The organism is Streptococcus sp. 53 (assembly GCF_013276565.1).
Classification (GTDB): domain Bacteria; phylum Bacillota; class Bacilli; order Lactobacillales; family Streptococcaceae; genus Streptococcus.
Genome location: NZ_VMLG01000022.1, coordinates 55,131 through 79,860, shown reverse-complemented (window position 1 = coordinate 79,860; position 24,730 = coordinate 55,131). Strand labels below are relative to the sequence as shown.

At 38.8% G+C, this 24,730-nt stretch carries 17 protein-coding genes and 1 other annotated feature; all 17 genes read left to right on the top strand.

The window, feature by feature from the left end; all coding sequences use genetic code 11:
* Positions 1–11 precede the first annotated feature (11 nt).
* The 17 genes from ppc to HT722_RS07065 all read left to right on the top strand — a co-directional run bounded on the left by ppc (position 12) and on the right by HT722_RS07065 (position 24,628).
* Positions 12–2,708, top strand: a complete 2,697-nt coding sequence (gene ppc / locus HT722_RS07145; RefSeq protein WP_173226440.1) for a phosphoenolpyruvate carboxylase — start codon at positions 12–14, stop codon at positions 2,706–2,708.
* 69 nt (positions 2,709–2,777) lie between these two features.
* Positions 2,778–2,995 (top strand) — a binding site (T-box leader).
* A 112-nt stretch (positions 2,996–3,107) separates the two neighbouring features.
* Positions 3,108–4,103, top strand: a complete 996-nt coding sequence (trpX, locus tag HT722_RS07140; RefSeq protein ID WP_050115404.1) for a tryptophan ABC transporter substrate-binding protein — start codon at positions 3,108–3,110, stop codon at positions 4,101–4,103.
* Between the two features lie 68 nt (positions 4,104–4,171).
* Positions 4,172–5,038 carry an ABC transporter permease gene (locus tag HT722_RS07135; protein WP_173278335.1) on the top strand — a complete coding sequence of 289 codons (867 nt, stop codon included), beginning with the start codon at positions 4,172–4,174 and terminating at the stop codon, positions 5,036–5,038.
* Positions 5,035–5,793: an ABC transporter ATP-binding protein gene (locus HT722_RS07130; RefSeq protein WP_173278333.1), complete on the top strand. Its 759-nt coding sequence runs from the start codon at positions 5,035–5,037 to the stop codon at positions 5,791–5,793. Before HT722_RS07135 ends, HT722_RS07130 begins: the two co-directional genes overlap by 4 nt.
* Positions 5,794–5,882: 89 nt before the next feature.
* Positions 5,883–7,643, top strand: a complete 1,761-nt coding sequence (gene dnaG, locus HT722_RS07125) for a DNA primase (protein WP_173278331.1) — start codon at positions 5,883–5,885, stop codon at positions 7,641–7,643.
* A gap of 2 nt (positions 7,644–7,645) precedes the next feature.
* Positions 7,646–8,755 carry an RNA polymerase sigma factor RpoD gene (rpoD, locus tag HT722_RS07120; protein ID WP_000201903.1) on the top strand — a complete coding sequence of 370 codons (1,110 nt, stop codon included), beginning with the start codon at positions 7,646–7,648 and terminating at the stop codon, positions 8,753–8,755.
* A gap of 13 nt (positions 8,756–8,768) precedes the next feature.
* A complete protein-coding gene (locus tag HT722_RS07115; protein WP_173278328.1) occupies positions 8,769–9,098 on the top strand; it encodes a metal-sulfur cluster assembly factor in 330 nt (109 codons plus the stop codon).
* Between the two features lie 33 nt (positions 9,099–9,131).
* A complete protein-coding gene (gene cpoA / locus HT722_RS07110) occupies positions 9,132–10,256 on the top strand; it encodes an alpha-galactosylglucosyldiacylglycerol synthase (protein WP_173278326.1) in 1,125 nt (374 codons plus the stop codon).
* A gap of 15 nt (positions 10,257–10,271) precedes the next feature.
* Positions 10,272–11,597, top strand: a complete 1,326-nt coding sequence (locus tag HT722_RS07105; protein WP_050142918.1) for a glycosyltransferase family 4 protein — start codon at positions 10,272–10,274, stop codon at positions 11,595–11,597.
* Positions 11,598–11,626: 29 nt separating this feature from the next.
* On the top strand, positions 11,627–11,803 hold the full coding sequence (locus HT722_RS07100; protein ID WP_031237635.1) for a PspC domain-containing protein: 177 nt from the start codon (positions 11,627–11,629) through the stop codon (positions 11,801–11,803).
* Positions 11,804–11,861: 58 nt separating this feature from the next.
* A complete protein-coding gene (locus HT722_RS07095; protein ID WP_000863855.1) occupies positions 11,862–11,996 on the top strand; it encodes a DUF4044 domain-containing protein in 135 nt (44 codons plus the stop codon).
* Positions 11,997–12,059: 63 nt separating this feature from the next.
* Positions 12,060–13,370 carry a GTPase ObgE gene (gene obgE / locus HT722_RS07090; protein WP_173226457.1) on the top strand — a complete coding sequence of 437 codons (1,311 nt, stop codon included), beginning with the start codon at positions 12,060–12,062 and terminating at the stop codon, positions 13,368–13,370.
* 9 nt (positions 13,371–13,379) lie between these two features.
* On the top strand, positions 13,380–13,535 hold the full coding sequence (locus tag HT722_RS07085) for a hypothetical protein (RefSeq protein ID WP_173226458.1): 156 nt from the start codon (positions 13,380–13,382) through the stop codon (positions 13,533–13,535).
* Between the two features lie 302 nt (positions 13,536–13,837).
* Complete coding sequence (locus tag HT722_RS07080) at positions 13,838–14,479, top strand: amino acid ABC transporter permease (RefSeq protein WP_173278324.1); 642 nt, start codon at positions 13,838–13,840, stop codon at positions 14,477–14,479.
* Positions 14,480–14,488: 9 nt separating this feature from the next.
* The gene (locus tag HT722_RS07075; RefSeq protein ID WP_173278323.1) at positions 14,489–15,118 is read left to right on the top strand and encodes an amino acid ABC transporter ATP-binding protein; all 630 of its coding nucleotides are present in this window, start codon (positions 14,489–14,491) and stop codon (positions 15,116–15,118) included.
* 9 nt (positions 15,119–15,127) lie between these two features.
* The gene (locus tag HT722_RS07070) at positions 15,128–15,976 is read left to right on the top strand and encodes an amino acid ABC transporter substrate-binding protein (protein ID WP_173278321.1); all 849 of its coding nucleotides are present in this window, start codon (positions 15,128–15,130) and stop codon (positions 15,974–15,976) included.
* 459 nt (positions 15,977–16,435) lie between these two features.
* Positions 16,436–24,628: a Rib/alpha-like domain-containing protein gene (locus HT722_RS07065; RefSeq protein WP_173278319.1), complete on the top strand. Its 8,193-nt coding sequence runs from the start codon at positions 16,436–16,438 to the stop codon at positions 24,626–24,628.
* Positions 24,629–24,730: the final 102 nt, after the last annotated feature.

Below are 24,730 nucleotides of genomic sequence, written 5' to 3'. Positions count from 1 at the left end.
AAGGATAGTCTATGTCTCTTCAAAAATTAGAAAATTATAGTAATAAAAGTGTTGTGCAAGAAGAAGTATTGATTCTAACAGAATTGCTGGAAGATATTACTAAAAATATGCTTGCACCAGAGACCTTTGAAAAAATCATGCAGTTGAAAGAATTATCAACGCAGGAAGATTATCAAGGTCTAAACCGTCTAGTGACTAGCTTATCAAATGATGAAATGGTCTATATTTCACGCTATTTTTCAATCTTACCTCTTTTGATTAATATTTCAGAGGATGTGGATTTAGCTTATGAAATCAATCATCAAAATAATATTGATCAGGACTATTTAGGTAAATTATCTACAACGATCAAAATGGTTGCTGAAAAAGAAAATGCCGTTGAGATCCTAGAACACTTGAATGTTGTTCCTGTTTTGACAGCCCATCCAACACAAGTGCAACGCAAAAGTATGTTGGATTTAACAAATCATATTCATAGTCTTTTGCGTAAATACCGTGATGTTAAGTTGGGGTTGATCAATAAAGAAAAATGGCACAATGATTTGCGTCGTTACATCGAAATTATCATGCAGACAGACATGATTCGTGAGAAAAAATTAAAAGTGACTAACGAAATCACGAATGCTATGGAATATTACAACAGCTCCTTTTTGAAAGCTGTACCTCACTTGACGACGGAGTATAAGCGCTTAGCGCAAGCACATGGTCTGAATTTAAAACAGGCTAAACCAATCACCATGGGTATGTGGATAGGTGGTGACCGTGATGGAAATCCATTTGTTACTGCAGATACCTTGAAGCAGTCTGCACTCACTCAGTGTGAAGTCATCATGAACTACTATGATGAAAAGATTTACCAACTTTATCGTGAGTTTTCTCTTTCAACTAGCATTGTCAATGTAAGTAAGCAAGTCAGAGAAATGGCTCGTCAGTCCAAGGATAACTCGATTTACCGCGAAAAAGAGCTTTACCGTCGTGCCTTGTTTGATATTCAATCAAAAATTCAAGCAACAAAAACCTATCTGATTGAGGATAAGGAAGTTGGGACTCGTTATGAAACCGCCAATGATTTTTACAAGGATTTGATTGCCATTCGAGATTCTCTACTAGAAAATAAGGGCGAGTCCTTGATTTCAGGTGATTTTGTGGAATTATTGCAGGCAGTAGAGATATTTGGTTTTTACCTAGCATCAATTGATATGCGACAAGACTCTAGCGTCTATGAAGCCTGTGTGGCAGAACTCTTGAAATCAGCAGGAATTCATTCTCGCTATAGCGAGTTGAGCGAAGAAGAAAAGTGCGATCTTCTCTTGAAAGAGTTAGAAGAAGATCCCCGAATTCTTTCTGCGACTCACGCAGAAAAATCAGAATTATTAGCAAAAGAACTAGCTATTTTTAAGACGGCTCGTGTTTTGAAAGATAAGTTGGGAGATGATGTCATCCGTCAGACTATCATTTCACATGCAACCAGCCTTTCTGATATGCTAGAATTAGCTATTCTATTAAAAGAAGTAGGACTGGTGGATACGGAAAGGGCGCGTGTTCAGATTGTTCCCCTTTTTGAAACAATTGAAGACTTGGATCATTCAGAGGAAACAATGAGACAATATCTTTCTCTTCCTCTTGCCAAAAAATGGATTGCTTCACGTAATAACTACCAAGAAATCATGCTTGGCTACTCTGACAGTAATAAAGATGGTGGTTACCTATCATCATGTTGGACTCTCTACAAGGCTCAACAACAATTGACTGCTATTGGAGATGAATTTGGCGTTAAGGTTACCTTCTTCCATGGTCGTGGTGGTACTGTCGGTCGTGGTGGTGGGCCAACCTATGAAGCCATCACCTCTCAACCGCTCAAGTCTATCAAGGATCGTATCCGCTTGACGGAGCAGGGTGAAGTAATTGGCAATAAATATGGTAACAAAGACGCCGCTTACTATAACCTTGAAATGCTAGTATCGGCAGCTATTAACCGTATGATTACGCAGAAAAAGAGCGATACCAATACCTCAAATCGTTATGAAGCCATTATGGATCAAGTAGTGGATCGTAGTTACGATATCTACCGTGATTTGGTCTTTGGTAATGAGCATTTCTATGATTATTTCTTCGAGTCAAGTCCAATCAAGGCTATTTCAAGCTTTAATATTGGTTCTCGTCCAGCTGCTCGTAAGACGATTACTGAAATCGGTGGTTTGCGTGCCATCCCTTGGGTATTCTCATGGTCACAGAGTCGTGTTATGTTCCCTGGATGGTACGGGGTTGGTTCAAGCTTCAAGGAATTTATCGATAAAAATCCAGAAAATATCGCTATCCTACGAGATATGTACCAAAATTGGCCTTTCTTCCAATCGCTTCTTTCAAATGTTGATATGGTTTTATCAAAATCAAATATGAATATTGCTTTTGAATATGCTAAACTTTGTGAAGACGAGCAAGTTAAGGCCATCTATGAGACTATTTTAAATGAATGGCAAGTTACTAAGAACGTTATCTTGGCTATTGAAGGACATGACGAACTCTTAGCTGACAATCCATATCTAAAAGCTAGTCTGGATTACCGTATGCCTTACTTTAATATTCTCAACTATATTCAGTTGGAGTTGATCAAACGCCAACGTCGTGGAGAATTGTCCAGTGATCAAGAACGATTGATTCATATCACCATCAACGGAATTGCAACAGGATTGCGTAATTCAGGTTAATCATTTTCAAAAGTGAAGATCAAAAAAATTCTAATAGACTATTGACAAGTAGTTTAAAAATGATATAATTTAACCATTCAGAAAAGTAATCGTACAAACTTTCAAGAGAGTCTGTGGTAGCTGAAAACAGATAAGTGGCGATGATGAAAATTGGGCTGAATGCTGTTTAGAATTTGAAATCATAAAAATTCGGTGAGCACACCTTACAGTGCATCTCGTTATTGCGAGACAGAGCGATAGGGAAATTCCCTATAATTGAGGTGGTACCGCGCATCGACGTCCTCACACAAGTTTTTTGTGTGAGGATTTTTTTGATGGAGGTTAGTATGGAAAGAAAACGATGGCGTCGCTTGTTTAGATAAGTGAAGTATTTTAAAGGAATTAAAAAGGAGAAATAGAATGAAAAATAAACGTTTAATTGGAATTATCGCTGCATTAGCAGTCTTAGTAGCAGGAAGCTTGATTTACTCTTCAATGAATAAACCAGAAGCTAAGAATGAGAAGAAAGTTGCCAAAGTTGGTGTTCTTCAGTTTGTGAGCCATCCATCTCTTGACTTGATTTATAAAGGAATTCAAGATGGACTTGCAGAAGAAGGGTATAAAGATGACCAAGTTAAAATCGACTTTATGAACTCAGAAGGTGACCAAAGTAAGGTTGCGACAATGAGTAAACAATTGGTTGCAAATGGTAATGACCTTGTGGTTGGTATCGCAACACCAGCAGCCCAAGGCTTGGCTAGTGCAACAAAAGACCTACCGGTTATCATGGCTGCTATTACAGACCCAATTGGTGCTAACTTGGTCAAAGATTTGAAAAAACCAGGTGGCAACATTACAGGGGTATCTGACCACAATCCAGCTCAACAACAAGTTGAACTCATCAAGGCTCTGACACCGAATGTGAAAACAATCGGAGCCCTTTACTCAAGTAGCGAAGACAATTCAAAAACACAGGTTGAAGAATTTAAGGCTTATGCTGAAAAAGCAGGTCTGACAGTGGAAACATTTGCAGTTCCTTCAACAAATGAAATTGCCTCAACTGTCACTGTTATGACTAGCAAGGTAGATGCTATTTGGGTTCCAATTGATAACACCATTGCATCAGGATTTCCAACGGTTGTCTCTAGCAATCAAAGTTCTAAGAAACCAATTTATCCAAGTGCGACAGCTATGGTAGAAGTAGGTGGTTTGGCATCAGTTGTAGTTGACCAACATGACCTTGGTGTGGCAACTGGTAAAATGATTGCGCAAGTCTTGAAAGGTGCAAAACCAGCCGATACCCCAGTCAATGTCTTTTCAACTGGTAAGTCAGTCATCAATAAAAAAATAGCACAAGAACTAGGTATTACGATTCCTGAGTCTGTTCTCAAAGAAGCAGGACAAGTCATCGAATAAATAAGGTAGGGAGGAGGAGACTCTTCCTATTTTTTAAAAAGATGAATATAGAAAGGATTAAATAAAATATGATTGTTTCCATTATTTCTCAAGGATTTGTCTGGGCTATTTTAGGTCTGGGAATCTTTATGACATTTAGGATTTTAAACTTTCCAGATATGACGACAGAAGGTTCCTTCCCTCTTGGCGGAGCTGTTGCTGTCACTCTGATAACCAAAGGCGTGAACCCATTTTTAGCGACTCTTGTTGCTGTAGGAGCAGGTTGTTTGGCTGGAATGACAGCAGGACTTCTTTATACAAAAGGGAAGATTCCAACCTTGCTCTCAGGGATTTTGGTGATGACTTCCTGTCACTCTATCATGCTCTTGATTATGGGACGTGCCAATTTAGGCTTGCTTGGAACCAAGCAAATTCAGGATGTCTTGCCTTTTGATTCAGACTTGAATCAACTCTTGACAGGTCTTATCTTTGTCAGTCTTGTCATTGTTCTCATGCTCTTTTTCTTGGACACTAAACTCGGACAAGCCTATATTGCTACAGGTGACAATCCTGATATGGCTAGAAGTTTCGGGATTCATACTGGGCGCATGGAGCTTATGGGGTTGGTCTTATCAAATGGTGTGATTGCCCTTGCAGGAGCTCTCATTGCCCAACAAGAAGGGTATGCCGATGTATCTCGAGGAATAGGGGTTATCGTTGTGGGGCTTGCAAGTTTGATTATTGGAGAAGTTATCTTCAAGAGTTTGAGCTTGGCAGAACGTCTGGTTACCATCGTTGTAGGTTCTATCGCTTATCAATTCTTAGTGTGGGCAGTTATTGCGCTTGGCTTTAATACAAGTTACCTTCGTTTGTACAGCGCCGTGATTTTAGCAGTCTGCCTCATGATTCCAACATTTAAGCAAACAATCTTGAAAGGAGCCAAATTAAGTAAATGACAGCAATTGTAGAATTAAAAAATGCAACCAAAATCGTTAAAAATGGCTTTGATGAAGAGAAGATTATTTTAAATGATGTTTCCTTAGAAATTTTTGAACAGGACTTTATCACGATTTTAGGTGGAAATGGTGCTGGGAAATCAACCCTCTTTAACACTATTGCAGGAACTTTATCACTAACCAGTGGAACTATCCGTATTTTAGGTGAGGATGTTACCAAGTTTTCACCAGAGAAGCGGGCTAAGTATCTGTCTCGAGTCTTCCAAGATCCAAAGATGGGAACAGCTCCTCGTATGACAGTGGCTGAAAATCTTTTGATTGCCAAGTTTCGTGGTGAAAAGCGTGGACTGTTTCCGAGACGTCTGGCTAGCTATAAGGATGAATTTCAGGCAACTATTGAAAAAGTGGGAAACGGTCTTGAGAAACACTTGAATACACCGATTGAGTTCTTATCAGGTGGGCAAAGACAGGCCCTGAGTCTCTTGATGGCAACCTTGAAGCGACCTGAATTACTCTTGTTAGACGAGCATACTGCAGCTCTTGATCCAAAGACCAGTGTTTCCCTCATGGAATTGACAGATGAATTTGTCAAGAAAGATCAGTTGACAGCTCTTATGATTACTCATCACATGGAAGATGCTCTCAAATATGGCAATCGTTTAATTGTCATGAAAGAAGGACGAATTATTCAAGATTTGAACCAAGAAGAAAAAGCAAAAATGAAAATCTCTGATTATTATCAGCTCTTTGAATAAAGTAGGGAAAATGCGTGAAATGGTTTACTTTTTTTCTGAAATAAAGTATACTATATAAAGTAAACTATGATAACATGGAGGTATTGTGTATGGTTGACAAACCAGTCATTGAAGAAATCAAAAACAATGCCAACATTGTGGAAGTCATAGGAGATGTGATTTCTTTACAAAAGGCAGGACGGAACTATCTAGGGCTCTGTCCTTTTCATGGTGAAAAAACACCTTCTTTCAACGTTGTAGAGGACAAGCAGTTTTACCACTGTTTTGGTTGTGGCCGCTCGGGTGATGTCTTTAAATTCATCGAGGAGTACCAAGGGGTTCCCTTTATGGAGGCTGTCCAAATCTTAGGTCAGCGTGTTGGGATAGAGGTGGAAAAACCGCTTTATAGTGAGCAGAAGCCAGCTTCACCCCACCAAGCTCTTTATGATATGCACGAAGATACGGCTAAATTTTATCATGCTATTCTCATGACAACGACCATGGGGGAAGAGGCCAGAAACTACCTTTATCAGCGTGGTTTGACAGATGAAGTGCTCAAACATTTTCGGATTGGTTTAGCACCTCCAGAACGAAACTATCTCTATCAACGTTTGTCTGATCAGTATCGTGAAGAGGATTTCCTAGATTCAGGACTTTTTTACCTTTCAGATGCCAATCAATTTGTAGACACCTTTCACAATCGCATCATGTTTCCCTTGACCAATGATCAGGGAAAGGTCATTGCCTTCTCAGGTCGTATCTGGCAGAAAACGGATTCACAAACTTCTAAGTATAAAAATAGCCGATCAACTGCAATTTTTAATAAAAGTTACGAATTATATCATATGGATAGGGCAAAAAAATCTTCTGGAAAAGCCAGTGAGATTTACCTGATGGAAGGGTTCATGGATGTCATTGCAGCCTATCGGGCTGGAATCGAAAATGCTGTCGCTTCTATGGGAACAGCCTTGAGTCGTGAGCATGTTGAGCATCTGAAAAGGTTAACCAAGAAGTTGGTTCTTGTTTACGATGGCGATAAGGCTGGACAAGCCGCGACATTGAAAGCATTGGATGAAATTGGTGATATGCCTGTGCAGATTGTCAGCATGCCTGATAACTTGGATCCAGATGAGTATCTACAAAAAAATGGTCCAGAAGACTTGGCCTATCTATTAACGAAAACTCGTATTAGTCCGATTGAGTTTTACATTCACCAGTACAAACCTGAAAACAGTGAAAATCTGCAAGCCCAGATTGAGTTTATTGAAAAAATAGCTCCTTTGATTGTTCAAGAAAAGTCCATCACTGCTCAAAACAGCTATATACATATTTTAGCTGACAGTCTGGCGTCCTTTGATTATGCCCAGATTGAGCAGATTGTTAATGAGAGTCGTCAGGCGCAAAGGCAGAATCGCATGGAAGGAATTTCCAGACCGACGTCAATCACTATGCCTGTCACCAAGCAGTTATCGGCTATTATGAGGGCAGAAGCCCATCTACTCTATCGGATGATGGAATCCCCTCTTGTTTTGAATGATTACCGTTTGCGAGAAGATTTTGCATTTGATACACCTGAATTTCAGGTCTTATATGACTTGCTTGGTCAGTATGGCAATCTTCCTCCAGAAGTTTTAGCAGAGCAGACAGAAGAAGTTGAAAGAGCTTGGTATCAAGTCTTAGCTCAGGATTTACCTGCTGAGATGTCGCCGCAGGAACTTAGTGAAGTAGAAATGACTCGAAACAAGGCCCTCTTGAATCAGGACAATATGAGAATCAAAAAGAAGGTGCAGGAAGCTAGCCATGTAGGAGATACCGACACAGCCCTAGAAGAATTGGAACGTTTAATTTCCCAAAAGAGAAGAATGGAGTAATAATGGCAACAAAACAAAAAGAAGTAACAACATTTGACGTGCAAGTAGCAGAATTTATCCGTAATCATAAGCAAAAAGGGACAGCAACAGATGATGAAATCAATGCTAGTCTGGTGATTCCTTTTACCTTGGATGCTGATGGGATTGAAGATCTCTTGCAACGGATTCAAGATGCAGGAATTTCTATCACAGATAACGAAGGAAATCCGAGCGCGCGTGTTCTTAGCACTGAAGAAGAGCCGGAACTCAGCGATGAGGACTTGATTGGGTCAACTTCGGCTAAGGTCAATGACCCTGTTCGTATGTACTTGAAAGAAATCGGAGTCGTTCCTCTCTTGACCAATGAAGAGGAAAAAGAATTGGCACTAGCTGTTGAAGCTGGCGATATTGAAGCCAAACAACGTCTTGCGGAAGCCAACCTTCGTTTGGTTGTTTCCATTGCCAAGCGTTATGTCGGCCGTGGTATGCAGTTCCTTGACTTGATTCAAGAAGGGAACATGGGCTTGATGAAGGCGGTTGACAAGTTTGACTATTCTAAAGGGTTCAAGTTCTCAACTTACGCAACTTGGTGGATTCGTCAGGCCATCACTCGTGCTATTGCGGATCAAGCTCGTACCATCCGTATCCCAGTCCATATGGTTGAAACCATCAATAAATTGGTTCGTGAACAACGTAATCTCCTTCAAGAATTGGGACAAGATCCAACACCTGAGCAAATCGCTGAACGTATGGATATGACTCCTGACAAGGTTCGTGAAATCTTGAAGATTGCCCAAGAACCAGTATCTCTTGAAACTCCAATCGGTGAAGAGGATGATAGCCACCTTGGGGACTTTATCGAAGATGAAGTGATTGAAAATCCAGTGGACTATACAACTCGTATCGTCTTGCGTGAGCAGTTGGATGAGGTCTTGGATACTCTTACAGACCGTGAAGAAAATGTTCTGCGTCTCCGTTTTGGACTAGATGATGGAAAAATGCGTACCCTTGAAGATGTGGGTAAAGTATTTAACGTAACCCGTGAGCGTATCCGTCAGATTGAAGCTAAGGCTTTGAGAAAACTACGCCAACCAAGTCGTAGCAAACCGCTTCGTGATTTTATTGAAGACTAAGAGTGAGGAAAATATGGCTTATACAGAAGAGCAAATTGAAAATATCAAAACACGAATTTTATCAGTCTTGGAAGAAGTTATTGACCCTGAGTTGGGAATCGATATTGTCAATCTTGGTTTGATTTATGAGATTCGTTTTGACGGCGACACAGGGCAAACAGAGATTGATATGACGTTGACAACTATGGGTTGTCCCCTAGCTGACCTTTTGACGGACCAGATTTATGATGCCATGACAGAGGTGCCAGAAGTAACGGATACTGAGGTTAAATTAGTCTGGTATCCAGCTTGGACAGTTGAAAAAATGAGTCGCTATGCCCGCATTGCCCTAGGCATTAAGTAAACAGATAAAAGCATGTGAGAGACCATTGGAAAAGTGAGGAAATTTCCCATCTTTTCCTCTAGTCTCTCCTTTCTTTTGCTGATTTTATTCAAAGAAAATGATATAATAGTAGTTATGGAAAAAAAGAAATTACGCATCAATATGTTGAGTTCAAGTGAGAAAGTAGCAGGACAAGGAGTTTCAGGTGCTTACCGTGAATTAGTTCGTCTTCTTCACCGTGATGCCAAGGACCAATTGATTGTTACAGAAAATCTTCCAATAGAGGCAGATGTGACTCACTTTCATACAATTGATTTCCCCTATTATTTATCAACATTTCAAAAGAAACGCTCAGGAAGGAAAATTGGCTATGTGCATTTCTTACCTGATACACTTGAGGGGAGTTTGAAAATTCCATTTTTCTTAAAGGGAATTGTGAAACGCTATGTATTTTCTTTTTACAACCGGATGGAGCATTTGGTGGTGGTCAATCCTATGTTTATCGAGGATTTGGTGGCAGCTGGTATTCCACGTGAAAAAGTGACCTATATTCCTAATTTTGTCAATAAGGAAAAATGGCATCCTCTTCCGCAAGAAGAGGTGATGAGACTACGAACAGATTTAGGTCTTAGTGACAAACAGTTTATCGTAGTAGGTGCTGGGCAAGTTCAGAAACGTAAAGGGATTGATGACTTTATCCGTCTGGCTGAGGAATTGCCTCAGATTACCTTTATCTGGGCCGGTGGTTTCTCTTTTGGTGGCATGACAGATGGTTATGAACGCTACAAGAAAATCATGGAAAATCCCCCTAAAAATTTGATGTTTCCAGGTATTGTATCGCCAGAGCGGATGCGCGAGTTGTATGCCCTAGCGGATCTTTTCTTGTTGCCTAGTTATAATGAGCTCTTTCCGATGACGATTTTAGAGGCTGCCAGTTGTGAAGCTCCGATTATGTTGCGTGATTTGGATCTTTATAAGGTAATTTTGGAGGGAAATTATCGGGCGACAGCAGACAGAGAAGAGATGAAAGAAGCTATTTTGGAATATCAAGCGAATCCTGTTGCTTTAAAAGATTTGAAAGAAAAAGCTAAGAATATTTCTAGAGAATATTCAGAAGAGCATCTGTTACAAATCTGGTTGGATTTTTATGATAAACAAGCCGCTTTAGGGAGAAAGTAAAAAGTGAGGTAATCTATGCGAATTGGTTTATTTACAGATACCTATTTTCCTCAGGTTTCAGGTGTTGCGACCAGTATTCGAACCTTGAAAACAGAACTTGAAAAGCAGGGGCATGCTGTTTTTATCTTTACGACGACAGATAAGGATGTCAATCGTTATGAAGATTGGCAAATTATCCGCATTCCAAGTGTTCCTTTCTTTGCTTTTAAGGATCGCCGCTTTGCCTATCGAGGATTCAGCAAAGCACTGGAAATTGCTAAACAGTATCAGCTGGATATCATCCATACTCAGACAGAATTTTCTCTTGGCTTGTTGGGGATTTGGATTGCGCGTGAATTGAAGATTCCAGTCATCCATACCTATCACACACAATACGAAGACTATGTCCACTATATTGCGAAGGGGATGTTGATTCGTCCTAGTATGGTAAAGTACTTAGTAAGAGGTTTCCTGCATGATGTGGATGGAGTCATTTGCCCGAGTGAGATTGTCCATGACTTGCTATCTGACTATAAGGTCAAGGTTGAAAAACGAGTCATTCCAACAGGGATTGAATTAGCTAAGTTTGAGCGTCCGGAAATCAAGCAGGAAAATTTGAAAGAACTACGTAGTAAACTAGGGATTCAAGATGATGAACAGATGTTGCTGAGCCTTTCCAGAATTTCCTATGAAAAAAATATTCAAGCAGTACTAGCAGCCTTTGCAGAAGTTCTGAAAGAAGAAGACAATGTCAAACTGGTAGTTGCCGGGGATGGTCCTTATCTGGATGATCTCAAAGAGCAAACCCAGAAACTAGAGATTCAAGACTCCGTCATCTTTACAGGCATGATTGCTCCTAGTGAGACGGCTCTCTATTATAAGGCGGCAGATTTCTTCATCTCGGCATCGACAAGTGAAACCCAAGGCTTGACCTACTTGGAAAGTTTGGCTAGTGGGACGCCTGTCATTGCACATGGAAATCCTTATCTGGACAATCTTATCAGTGATAAAATGTTTGGAACCTTGTATTATGGAGAACATGATTTGGCTGGAGCTATTTTAGAAGCCCTGATTGCAACACCAGATATGAATGAGCATACTTTATCAGAGAAATTGTACGAGATTTCAGCTGAGAATTTTGGAAAACGAGTGCATGAGTTTTATCTGGATGCCATTATTTCAAATAATTTCCAGAAAGATTTAGCCAAAGATGATACGGTTAGTCAGCGTATTTTTAAGACAGTTTTGTATTTACCACAACAGGTGGTTGCTGTACCCGTAAAAGGCTCTAGACGCATGCTGAAGGCTTCAAAAACACAGTTAATCAGCATAAGAGATTATTGGAAAGACCATGAAGAATAGAAAGAGGAACAGCTATGAAAAAACAATTAATGAGAAGTGGGCGTGACAAAAAGATTGCGGGTGTTTGTGCTGGAGTGGCCCATTATCTGGATATGGATCCAACTATCGTTCGAGTCATTTGGGGTGTCCTTGCTTGCTGTTACGGAGCGGGAATTGTTGCTTATATCATTTTATGGATTATCGCACCTGTAGCAAGTGACTATTGAAAACTAGCTCAATTCATGCTAAGATAATAGAAAATAGAATATAACGAAGGAGAGAAAAATGGCATTTGGAGATAATGGAAATCGTAAAAAAACTTTGTTTGAGAAAATAACCTTGTTTATCGTGATTATCATGCTAGTAGCAAGTTTATTGGGAATTTTTGCAACTGCAATTGGTGCCCTCAGTAATCTATAAAATAGATTCAAAAAAATTTAGTGACTGGGATTTCCCAGCCCTTTTTTAAAGTGAGAAGATAAAATGAGTATGTTTTTAGATACAGCTAAGATTAAGGTCAAGGCTGGTAATGGTGGCGATGGCATGGTTGCCTTTCGCCGTGAAAAATATGTCCCTAATGGTGGTCCTTGGGGTGGTGATGGTGGTCGTGGAGGTAATGTGGTCTTCGTTGTAGACGAAGGACTACGTACCCTCATGGATTTCCGCTATAACCGTCATTTCAAGGCTGATTCTGGTGAAAAAGGAATGACCAAAGGGATGCATGGGCGTGGTGCTGAGGATCTTAGAGTTCGAGTGCCACAAGGTACGACAGTTCGTGATGCGGATACTGGCAAGGTCTTGACAGATTTGATTGAACACGGGCAAGAATTTATTGTAGCCCACGGTGGTCGTGGTGGACGTGGAAATATTCGTTTCGCAACACCAAAAAATCCTGCACCGGAAATCTCTGAAAATGGAGAACCAGGTCAGGAACGTGAGTTACAATTGGAACTAAAAATCCTTGCGGATGTCGGTTTAGTAGGTTTCCCATCTGTAGGGAAATCAACACTTTTAAGTGTTATCACATCGGCTAAACCAAAAATCGGTGCCTACCACTTTACGACAATTGTGCCAAATCTAGGTATGGTTCGTACCCAATCAGGTGAATCCTTTGCAGTAGCTGATTTACCAGGTTTGATTGAAGGGGCTAGTCAAGGTGTTGGTCTGGGGACCCAGTTCCTCCGTCACATCGAGCGTACACGTGTCATCCTTCACATCATTGATATGTCAGCTAGCGAAGGCCGTGATCCATATGAGGATTATCTTGCCATCAATAAAGAACTGGAGTCATACAATCTTCGCCTCATGGAGCGTCCACAGATTATCGTAGCCAACAAAATGGACATGCCTGAGAGTCAAGAAAATCTTGAAGAATTCAAGAAGAAATTGGCTGAAAACTACGATGAATTTGAAGAGTTACCAGCTATCTTCCCAATTTCTGGATTGACCAAGCAAGGTTTGGCAACGCTTTTGGATGCGACAGCTGAATTGTTAGACAAGACACCAGAATTCTTGCTCTACGACGAGTCAGATATGGAAGAAGAAGCTTACTATGGATTTGACGAGGAAGAGAAAGCCTTTGAAATTAGCCGTGATGACGATGCGACATGGGTACTTTCTGGTGAAAAACTCATGAAACTCTTTAATATGACCAACTTTGATCGTGATGAATCTGTCATGAAATTTGCCCGCCAACTTCGTGGTATGGGGGTTGATGAATCCCTTCGTGCGCGTGGTGCTAAAGATGGTGACTTGGTTCGCATTGGTAAATTTGAGTTTGAATTTGTAGACTAGGAGACTGGTATGGGAGATAAACCGATATCTTTCCGAGATGCGGATGGCAATTTCGTTTCCGCCGCAGATGTTTGGAATGAAAAGAAATTGGAAGAACTGTTTAATCGTCTCAATCCAAATCGTGCTCTGAGATTGGCACGAATTAAAAAAGACAATCCATCTTAAATACGTAAGATAAAACTCCAATTATCAGTCAAGTTAACTGTAACAAATAGAAGCTAAGATCGAGAAAGGGCAAAATTTGTCCTTTCTTTTTATTTATAAAGTATAATATATTGAAATAGAATATCAACAAATAGACTAGGGAATTCAAATCAAATTTCTAACAAGGCTTTATAAGTCGTGTTGTCCTATTCTAGCTTCAAGACACTGTATTTTTTCTATTAAAAAGAATTTTTTTGCAAAAATGGTTGGTTATTTTGTTTATTCATGCTATAATAGGAACAATTACTTTTAGGAGGTGCAGTATGCCTTATTTATTTGAGATATTACCGAGTTTACTGAATGGTGCGAGCACGACTGTACAGGTCTTTGCACTGGTCTTGCTATTTTCGATTCCTTTGGGCGTTTTGATTGCCTTTGCCTTGCAAGTCCATTGGAAGCTCCTCCATTATCTGATTAACATTTATATCTGGGTTATGCGTGGCACCCCCTTACTCTTGCAACTGATTTTTATTTATTATGTGCTCCCAAGTATTGGGATTCGTCTGGATCGCCTTCCTGCAGCTATCATTGCCTTTGTTCTCAACTATGCAGCTTACTTTGCAGAAATTTTCCGTGGGGGAATTGACACTATTCCAAGAGGACAGTATGAGGCTGCCAAGGTCTTGAAGTTTAGTCCCTTTGCCACAGTGCGCTATATTATCTTGCCCCAAGTGACCAAGATCGTTCTTCCTAGTGTCTTTAATGAAGTTATGAGTTTGGTCAAGGATACTTCTTTGGTCTATGCTCTTGGAATTTCAGACCTTATCTTGGCTAGTCGAACAGCTGCCAACCGTGACGCCAGTCTGGTTCCCATGTTCTTGGCAGGAGCCATTTACTTGATTTTGATTGGGATTGTGACAATTATTTCCAAAAAAGTTGAGAAGAAGTACAGTTATTATAGATAGGAGGCAGCTATGTTAGAATTACGAAATATCAATAAGAAATTTGGAGACAAACAAATTCTGTCTGATTTCAGTCTAAGTATTCCTGAAAAGCAAATCCTGGCTATCGTTGGGCCTTCCGGTGGAGGTAAGACAACTCTTTTACGTATGCTTGCAGGTCTTGAAACCATTGATTCAGGGCAAATCTTTTATAATGGAGAATCTTTAGAACTGGATGAATTGGAGAAGCGAAACCTACTGGGATTTGTATTCCAAGATTTTCAACTGTTTCCTCATTTATCAGTTCTGGAAAATTTGACTTTATCACCTGTGAAGACCATGGGAATGAAGCAGGAAGAGGCTGATAAGAAGGCGCGTGGTCTCTTAGAACAGTTAGGACTAGCAGGGCATGCAGATGCCTATCCATTTTCATTATCTGGTGGGCAAAAGCAGCGGGTGGCTTTGGCGCGTGCTATGATGATCGACCCAGAAATCATTGGCTACGATGAACCAACTTCTGCCCTAGATCCAGAATTGCGCTTGGAAGTGGAGAAGCTAATCTTGCAAAATAGGGAACTTGGGATGACACAGATTGTGGTAACCCACGATTTGCAGTTCGCGGAAAATATTGCAGATCAGATTCTCAAGGTTGAGCCCAAGTAGGAGGTGCCAATGACTAATAAGAAAATTGCTTTAGTGTTGGTTTCGCTCCTGACTCTCTTTTTAACGGCTTGTACTCAGAAGGCTAGCGATCCAAAGCAGGATAACTGGGATAAGTATCAAGAGCAGGGGAGTATAACCATTGGTTTTGACAATACCTTTGTACCTATGGGATTTGAAGAAAAGAATGGCCAATATACAGGCTTTGATATTGATTTGGCGCAAGCAGTTTCTGAAAAATTAGGTTTTAAGGTTCAATTTCAACCAATCGACTGGGATATGAAGGAGACGGAACTGCAAAACGGAACTATAGATGCCATCTGGAATGGCTATTCTGCCACTGATGAACGCCGAGAGAAGGTTGCCTTTAGCATTCCATATATGGAAAATCAGCAAGTTCTGGTTGCGAAGAAAAGCCAGCAGATTCATTCAGTAGAGGATATGAAGGATAAGACCTTGGGAGCCCAAGCCGGTTCCTCTGGTTATTTGGACTTTGAGGCCCAGCCAGATTTATTGAAAAATCGTGTCAAAGACCAGAAGGCTAATCAGTACCAGAGTTTCAATGAAGCCTTGATTGATTTGAAAAACGACCGGATTGATGCTCTGTTAATTGACCGAGTGTATGCCAATTATTATCTTCAATCTGAGGGTATATTAAATGACTACAATGTCTTTTCAGCAGGATTTGAAAGTGAATCCTTTGCGGTCGGAGTTAGACCAGCTGATAAAAGATTATTAACAGCATTAAACCAGGCCTTAATCGAACTATACCAAGAAGGCAAGTTCCAGAAAATCAGCCAAAAATGGTTTGGAGAAGATGTGGCAACAAAAGAAGTAAAAGAAGTAAAAGAAGGAAAATAAAATCAATAGCAAGCCTAGTTTTGTTTTTAAAACTGGGCTTTGTTTTTTTATAGATTTTATTTTATAAAGCTATAGCAACTTCTAAATTTTTTAGCTATTTTGGGTAGATCTTGTGCATCTAGCTTCATTCTGTAATCCCTTATCTATAGCTAAAACTCAATGAAGACGTAATAAAAAATATCAGAAAATTCCTTTTTGTAATCAAATTATATAAACAATCAAATAATATAGAAAATCTCTAAAGTAATATAAATTTTATTTTTTGTAAGGGCTTACCACAAATAAGAGTTTATGAAATTACTGTAGCGACTATACCTGAAATTGCTTGATTTGTTGTTTTAAAAAGAGTATAATAAGTTATAACCTTTTAAAATATACAAAAATATTTTAGGGGGGGGGCTTTTTATTTAGCTTCCTTAAGTATATTAACCGATAGTTATCGGAAAAAGGAGTAAGAAAATGTTTAAACCCAAAGTGCGTCATGTTCGCCAATCGCAAGTGGAGAAATTCACACGTTACAGTATCCGTAAGGTTAGTTTTGGTGCGGCTAGTGTGGCTGTAGCTACTGGTTTGTTTTTCCTTGGTGGAGGAAGCGTCCAAGCAGCTGAACCAGTAACTAATCCAGAGTCTACAGAAGTTCAAAATCTAAATGGTAAGTCCCCAGACCCCTCTAAGGAAGTTGCTGAACAAGTATCTGCTACTGCTGAAGTGGCCGATGGACAAAATAATACTTCTGTAAAAGAATCTGCTACTTACAAACAAGCCAGTGAAGTTGAAACTCCAACTGTAGTGACAGAAAAAGCTGATATTAATACCACATCGTTAGAAGATTTAGTGGCTAAAGTTGAAAGTCGATTAAGTCAATTAACTGAAGGTAAGAAAACAAAATCAGTCATTGATGATGCTAAAAATTTGGTTCATAAAGCAAAAGAACTTTTGAACGATGATACAAAAACACAGGCAAAAGTTGCTGCACTTGCTAAACAACTTTCAAGTAGCCTTGTCATTTTAAACAGTATCAAATCAGAAGTAACTGAAGAAGAAAAAGTAAACAAGAACCAAGATCCACGAAACGGAAAAGAGATTCCAGGAAAAGGTGAGAGTGGGTTTAGAGAAGCTGCCTCTACAACAAATCCAATTATTCCGGCCAAAGAAGGCCCAACGAATAATAATAAACTAGGTTCAGGAAATAATCCAAAGGATGGTGTTTTTGAGAGTGCAAAAAACCAATTTGGAGATATTGATTTCACTAATGCAACAGAAAAAAATAAAACAGTTAATAAACAATGGTCTAGAAGCACAGCATCTCAAGGTGGAGAGACAAAAATTCTAGGAAGCGTAACTTATAACTGGAAAGAAAAAGAAATTACTGCAGATGAAGCGAATAATCATAATGCCTTAAATGGTTGGAAAATTGAAGGTGGGGAAAAAGTTACAGCTGTTAAACCAGAAGAACCAACAAATGTTCCAGCGGATCGACCTGCAGAATTTTCTGCTAAACCTTCTAAAGTCTATGATTTAAATGGGAAAGTTCGTCCTAATGAAAATGAAACTCCAGCAACTAATCATCCACTTGGAGTGAATGCTGCAAATCAAAACTACGCTAACGGTGTCAATCATTCTGGTATGGTAGGTACACACAGTTTGCCTAAAGGCTACTATCTAGAACTCGGGAAAAAAGGGACAAAAATTTCTAAAGAATACTCTGTAAATGGAAATTCTAGAGTTATGTTAAGTGCCATTACTGGTGGAGCCTATGGTAATGCTGGAACTGCTGGTACCGGTGAAAGATTAAAAATTACAGTTTATGACGAAAAAGGTAATAAAATTTCTAGTATAAGAGATGACCAAGGAATAGGAACAAAATATGAAAGTGAACATATATCAACTCCTACTGGATCAGGAGGAAATGGAGATGGTTGGTCAGAATACCGTGCTATTTACGAGATACCTCAAGATGTAAAGAAAATTAAGGTTGAAATAGAAGCGTTAGATGACGGTACAGCGATTAATAACTCTTATTTAATGAATTCGAATAGCACTATAAGTGACGGATATTTTGTCGGTGCAGTTAACCTAGCAGTAGGTACTGGTACGGAAATGACTACTAATGTCAAAAGTAATAGACAAGAAGGAAAGTATGGAGAGGATTATCTTTATAAGTCAAAACAAACTGGTGAATTTGAATTTACTGTTAATAGTGTTGGTGGAATTCGTCACTATGGTAGTGCGGAAACTGAAATCGAAGTTCCTGAAGGGGTAGTTTTACCTGAAAACATTACAAATCCTACAGGAAATGTTTGGTTTGGAAATGTTCCAGTTTCAGCCAAAAATATCATTTGGGATCCTCAAACAAGAAAATTAAAACTTCGATATAACACTTCGAAATTTAATAATGGAGTAGGACCTTATATAGGAGTAGGATCTAATGATGGTTCACGTCTATTTAGATTACCATTTACAACAACGGATAATTACAGAGGGACTGCTACATTTAAAGTTAAAACATTTTTACCTAACGGTCTAAATGATGCTCAGAATAATAAAATTTTAAATACTGGTGATGTAGTAAATGCAAATGGTATTTATCATCCTGTGGTAGATGGATTGAGAAATACAGATAATCCTGATTACTACTACAATAAAACGATTTATATCGATACAAAAAGACCAGATATACCAACAGTAGAAGCCGTGCATACAGATAGTATTCGTGGTGAGAAAAAAGATAAAAATCAAGTAAAAGAGTTACTCGTCTCAATTCCAACTAAAAATACAGATTTAACGGATGAAGCACGTGAGAAAAAAGATATTGTTGAAAATGATAAAAATAATGGAGTAGATAGAGCTCACACTGCTGGTGCTGAAACAGTAGATAAAGCAGTAGATAAAATCGGTGCAGCTATTGGTGGATTAACTTCAATGAAAGTTACGTTACCAAATAGTAAAACTCCAATTACACTGAACAAAAAAGAAGATGGTTGGTATATTGGTGAAACAAAAGTTGAAGAACGTGATGGTAAGTTAGTTGTACCAGTTCCAGTAGGTACAGATTTAACGGAAGCGAATGAGAGAACAAATCCGGACAAACGTATAAAAGTGACTGTGTTTGATAAAGCGGGAAATGAATCCGATCCAGCTTATGCTAATGTGTTAAATGAAGCGCCAACAGTAGCAGTTGAGAAAAAAGACTTATATGTTTATAAAACCAAAGAAGCTGATAAATGGAACAATGAGAAAGTTCTAGAAAAAGCGAAAGCATCAGCAACTGACTTAGAAGATGATCGTGATGGTGTTGATTCTACTAAACCAACAATCGCAGTAAGTGATGCAGGTAACCTAGATACAACTAAAGTTGGAGATTACACTGTAAAAGTTCAATCGACTGATAGCGAAGGTAAGAAATCAACAGAAGCAGAAGTAACTGTTCATGTATTGGATTTAATCAAAGTAGACCCAACAGTAACAACTAATCCAACAAATCCAAGTACAACAGCTCCAGTATCTCCAAAAACAGCAGATACACCTGTAAAAGAAGGAGATGAAAATCTTGGTAAATATCCAGCAGGAGTTACTCGTGAGGACTTAGTTAAAGAAGTTACACGTACAATTAAGTATTTAAAAGAAGCGGATAAAGATAAAGTAGATGCTCAACCAATTGAAACGGATAAGGTCGATAAAATTCAAAAAGTAACTTATAAACGTACTGCAACGGTTAACCCAGAAACGAAGGAAGTAACGTATTCAGATTGGTCAGTTTATGAAGGTGCAGATAAATTAACAGATGCAACAGTTGATGGCACAAAAGGGAAGTTTAATGAAGTCCCTTCTCCTGTAGTAAATAGTTATTTATTAGTGGATAATGAGGATAAAATCGTTCCTGCAAAAGAAGCACCTACGCCAACTTCAACTGGTCTTGTCACTCCAGAAGTGAAGAAAGTTCTTTATAAAGAAATTGGATCATTTGTTCCAACTTATCCAAATGGTAAGAAACCAAATGATGCGCCAGAAAAAATTCATTATCCAAATCATCCAACAGATCCAAGCAAACCAGGAGATTTTGGAACAATTACCATTCCTTATGTACCAGGTTATACACCAGTGTATAATGGAGTAGAATTAACACCGAAAAATCCAAATAATCCTAAGGAAGGATACAAAGTTCCAGACGGATTTAATCCAGCAGATAACTTTGGGAATTCAGAGATTACTTATACTCCTTCTAATCAGAAAGCAACAGTAGTCATTGAGAAAAAGGTTGATAGTGGCACAAATGAAGTTGTTCAAAGTTACGAATTAACAGGTAAATCTGGTGAAGAATTACCAACCAATACGGACATTGAAAATAAAATTAAAGAATTGAAAAATAAAGGGTACGAAGTTGAAAGTGATGGCTACCATACAGCAGACAATCATCATCCAACTTTTGATGACCAAGAAGATGTGAACCCAACTGATGGAACTTCGACACCTTCTCAAACGTTTAAAGTAGTTGTAAAACCTAGAATTATTGAAGTACCTGTTACAACACCTCATGAAAAAGATACACCTGTAGATTCAAATGGAGAAAATCCAGATTTGAAATGGCCTGATGGATTGACAGAGACTGATTTGAAAACAACAGCTAAACGTGTAATTTCATATGTGAAGAAAGAATCTGACACTGCTACAGAAGAAAAAGCGAAGGATTCTACTGAACAAGTAGTTACATTTACAAGAAAAGCAAAAGTAAATCTTGTCGATAAAACAGTCGAATATACAGATTGGGAAGCACCAAATAAAACATGGGATAAAGTAGAAGTTGAAACAGTAACAGGCTATATTGCAGATAAGAAAGAAGTTGCTGCAAAAGAAGTTCCTACCCCTACAAAAGATACAAAAATCATTCCTGATGAAGCTGAAAAAGTGACTTATACGAAAATTGGAAGTTGGACTCCAATTAATCCGACAACAGGTTTAGAAGAAGCTCCAATTCCATTCCCTAATGATCCAAAAGATCCAACCAAAACTGGGGAAATCACACAAATTATCCCTCATAAAGATGGTTATACTCCAAAAGATGGAAGCGGAAATCCGTTAACACCAATTGATCCAGATCATTTAGATAAAGGATATCATCCACCAAAAATTACGGATCCAAAAGCGAATATTAAGATTACTTATGATAAAGATGATCAAAAAGTAAGAGTGAAATTTGTTTCCGTAGATGCGAATGATAAAGAAACACCACTAGATGAAAAATATAATCTTGAAATTACTGGTAAAACGGGTGATGTAATACCAGAAGAAGGAATTCAAGCACGTCTTGAAGTGTTAAAATCAATGGGTTATATCGTAAAAGATAATCCGTTTGATCAAAATCCAGTTTTCGATGCGAAGAAAGATACACCTACTGATATAAGTCAACACTATACGATTACATTAACTCCAAAAGTTTCAACATCTACACCTGTATATGTAGTTGAAGGAGATAAACCAACAGTAAACAAATTAAAAGATGCTGTTACTACAGAAGGAAATGAAAAAACAGTAGATGAAACGAAAATACCAGAAACAAAGGGTAAAGTTGGTGATGATTCATTAACAACACCAGTAAAAGTAACGTATGGTACAGGTGAAAATAAACGAGAAGAAATAGTGAATGTACCGATCAAAGTGGTTAAAGGTTACCCACAAATCGTTCCAGTTGATGAAGGTAAGAAACAACCATCTCCTGAAGATAGCATTGATTCGAATGATTACCCAGATGATGCAACATTTGAGTACAAAGAAGAAGTAGATACATCTAAACCAGGGGACAAGAAAGTTACTGTCGTTGTGAAGCAAGGCGATAAGGTATTAGTTGAAGTACCAGCAACTGTACGTGTTGTAGAAAGCTACCCACAATTTGTCCCAGTAGATAAGGATAACAAACAACCAGCTGTAGAAGGAAGTATTGACCCTAAAGCCTTCCCTAAAGATACAGAGTTTACTTATGAAACTCCTGTAGACACAACAAGGCCAGGCGAAAAAGATGTGGTAGTTGTAGCGAAGATTGGCGATGAAGTTATTGCAAAAGTTCCAGCAAAAGTGATGGTCGTTGAACCTAAGACACAATACGTAGTAGCAGATCCAAGTAAGCCGCAACCAGATGCTTCTAAGAGTATTGATCCAGAACAATACCCAGATGGAATAACATTTGAGTACAAGACACCAGTAGACACAACAACGCCGGGCGAAAAAGATGTAGTCGTTGTTGCTAAAGACGGAGATGATACACTTGTTGAAGTACCAACAAAAGTGAAGGTTGTACAAGGTTACCCACAAATCGTTCCAGTTGATGAAGGTAAAAAACAACCATCACCTGAAGATAGTATTGATTCGAATGATTACCCAAAAGATGCAACATTTGAGTACAAAGAAGAAGTAGATACATCTAAACCAGGGGACAAGAAAGTTACTGTCGTTGTGAAGCAAGGCGATAAAGTATTAGTTGAAGTACCTGCAACTGTACGTGTTGTAGAAAGCTATCCACAATTTGTCCCAGTAGACAAGGATAAAAAACAACCAGCTGTCGAAGGAAGTATTGATCCTAAAGCCTTCCCTAAAGATACAGAGTTTACTTACGAAACTCCAGTAGACACAACAACCCCAGGTGAAAAAGATGTAACAGTTGTAGCGAAGATTGGCGATGAAGTTATTGCAAAAGTCCCAGCAAAAGTGATGGTCGTTGAACCTAAGACACAATATGTGCCAGTTGATAAATCAAACAAACAACCAGATGCATCTAAGAGTATTGATCCTGAACAATATCCAGATGGAGTAACATTTAAATACAAAACTCCAGTAGATACCACAACCCCAGGCGAAAAAGATGTTGTTGTAGAAGCAAAAGACGGAGAAGATAAACTTGTTGAAGTACCTGCTAAGGTTAAAGTAGTGGAAGGTAAAGAACAATTAATTCCTGTAAATCCAACTGAAAAACCACAAGCCAGAGATAGTATTACTCCAAGTGATTATCCAGAAGGTTCAACATTTGAATACAAAGTTCCAGAAGGACAAACTGAACCGTTCGATACAACAATCGCTGGAGATAAACCGGTAACAGTAGTTGTGAAAGATAAAAATGGAAATGTATTAGTTGAAGTTCCAGCAACGATTAAAGTGGTAGAAGCTAAACCTACACCAATTGAAACGCCAGTAACGAAAACACCTTTAGTAAAAGAGGATATTGCTAAATATGTTAAAGTTCCAGAAGGTGGTAAGGTCACAAATGTTGAAAACATTCCAGACTTAACAACCCCAGGTAAGAAAGCTCCAGTTAAAGTTACTGTAGAATTACCAAATGGTAAAACAACGACAGTAGAGGTTCCTGTGAATGTAACTCCAGTTAAAGGAATTGAAACACCAGTAACTAAGACTCCATTAACCCCAGAGGATTACACTAAGGGAATCACGATTCCAGAAGGTGGTAAGGTCACAAATGTTGAGAACATTCCAGACTTAACAACCCCAGGTAAGAAAGCTCCAGTTAAAGTTACTGTAGAATTACCAAATGGAAAAACAATTACTGTTGATGTTCCTGTGAATGTAACACCAGCTACTGGAATTGAAACACCGGTAACAGATACTCCGCTAACAAAAGAAGATATCGAGAAACACGTGAAGGTTCCAGAAGGTGGAAAAATTGTTGGAGTAGGTGAAATTCCAAAAGTAAATACTCCAGGAGATAAAGGTACTGTCAAAGTTAAAATTGAACTTCCTAATGGTAAACAAATTGAAGTTGAAGTCCCTGTCAAAGTAACTCCAATTAAAGATATTGTGAAGAAATTGGGGGATCCAATTACAAATGAAGATGTTGAAAAACATATTCAGATTCCAGAAGGTGGCAAGATTATCAGTATTGGAGATAAACCATCTACAGATATTCCAGGAGAAAGACCAAGTGTACCAGTGGTAATTGAACTACCAGGTGGTAAACGTGTAACTATCAAAGTTCCTGTCGTTGTTACTCCGAAAACAACTCCGATTGTTGTTGAAGTTGGAACACCTATTACTGAAAATGATGTGAAGAAACATGTAGATCTTCCTGAAGGATGGAAGATTACTAAAGTGGGCGAAATTCCAAAAACAAGTACACCTGGTGATAAGCCATCTGTAACGGTTGAGATTGAATTACCGGATGGACGTAAAGTGCCAGTAGAAGTTCCTGTGAAAGTAACACCTAAATCTAATCATGGTAATAGTCAAGGTAACAATGGTAGTTCAACTATTCATATCGTAACACGTTATCAAGATGGTGATGGTAAAGAAATTTCTCCAGAAGAAAATGGTAGTCATGGACCTAAGACTTTAGAAGGTTATGAATATATTGGTACTAAAACAGATGAAAATGGCAATGTGATTCATACCTATAAGAAAGTAACTACCCCAACTCGTTCTGAGCAACCAAGCTCTCCAGAGACTCCTATAAGTCCTGAAAAACCAGTAGCTACTCCAGTTCAGACAAGTTCTACAGATTCTAAACCAGTATCCGTTGAAACAACCGTAGCCAATGACAAGAAGGAATTACCAAATACTGGTACAGAAGATAAGGCTGGTCTAGCTAGTCTTGGACTTCTTGGAATGTTGGGTGCATTCGGACTCGTAGCTCGTAAGAAAAAAGAAGACTAAGAAAGAAACTTTCTTTCTAAGATCCTATAGAAAAATAGACTGAGGTGAAAACTTCAGTCTATTTCTTTTTACTGTAAAAAAAAAATCCTCTGGCAAGTACCA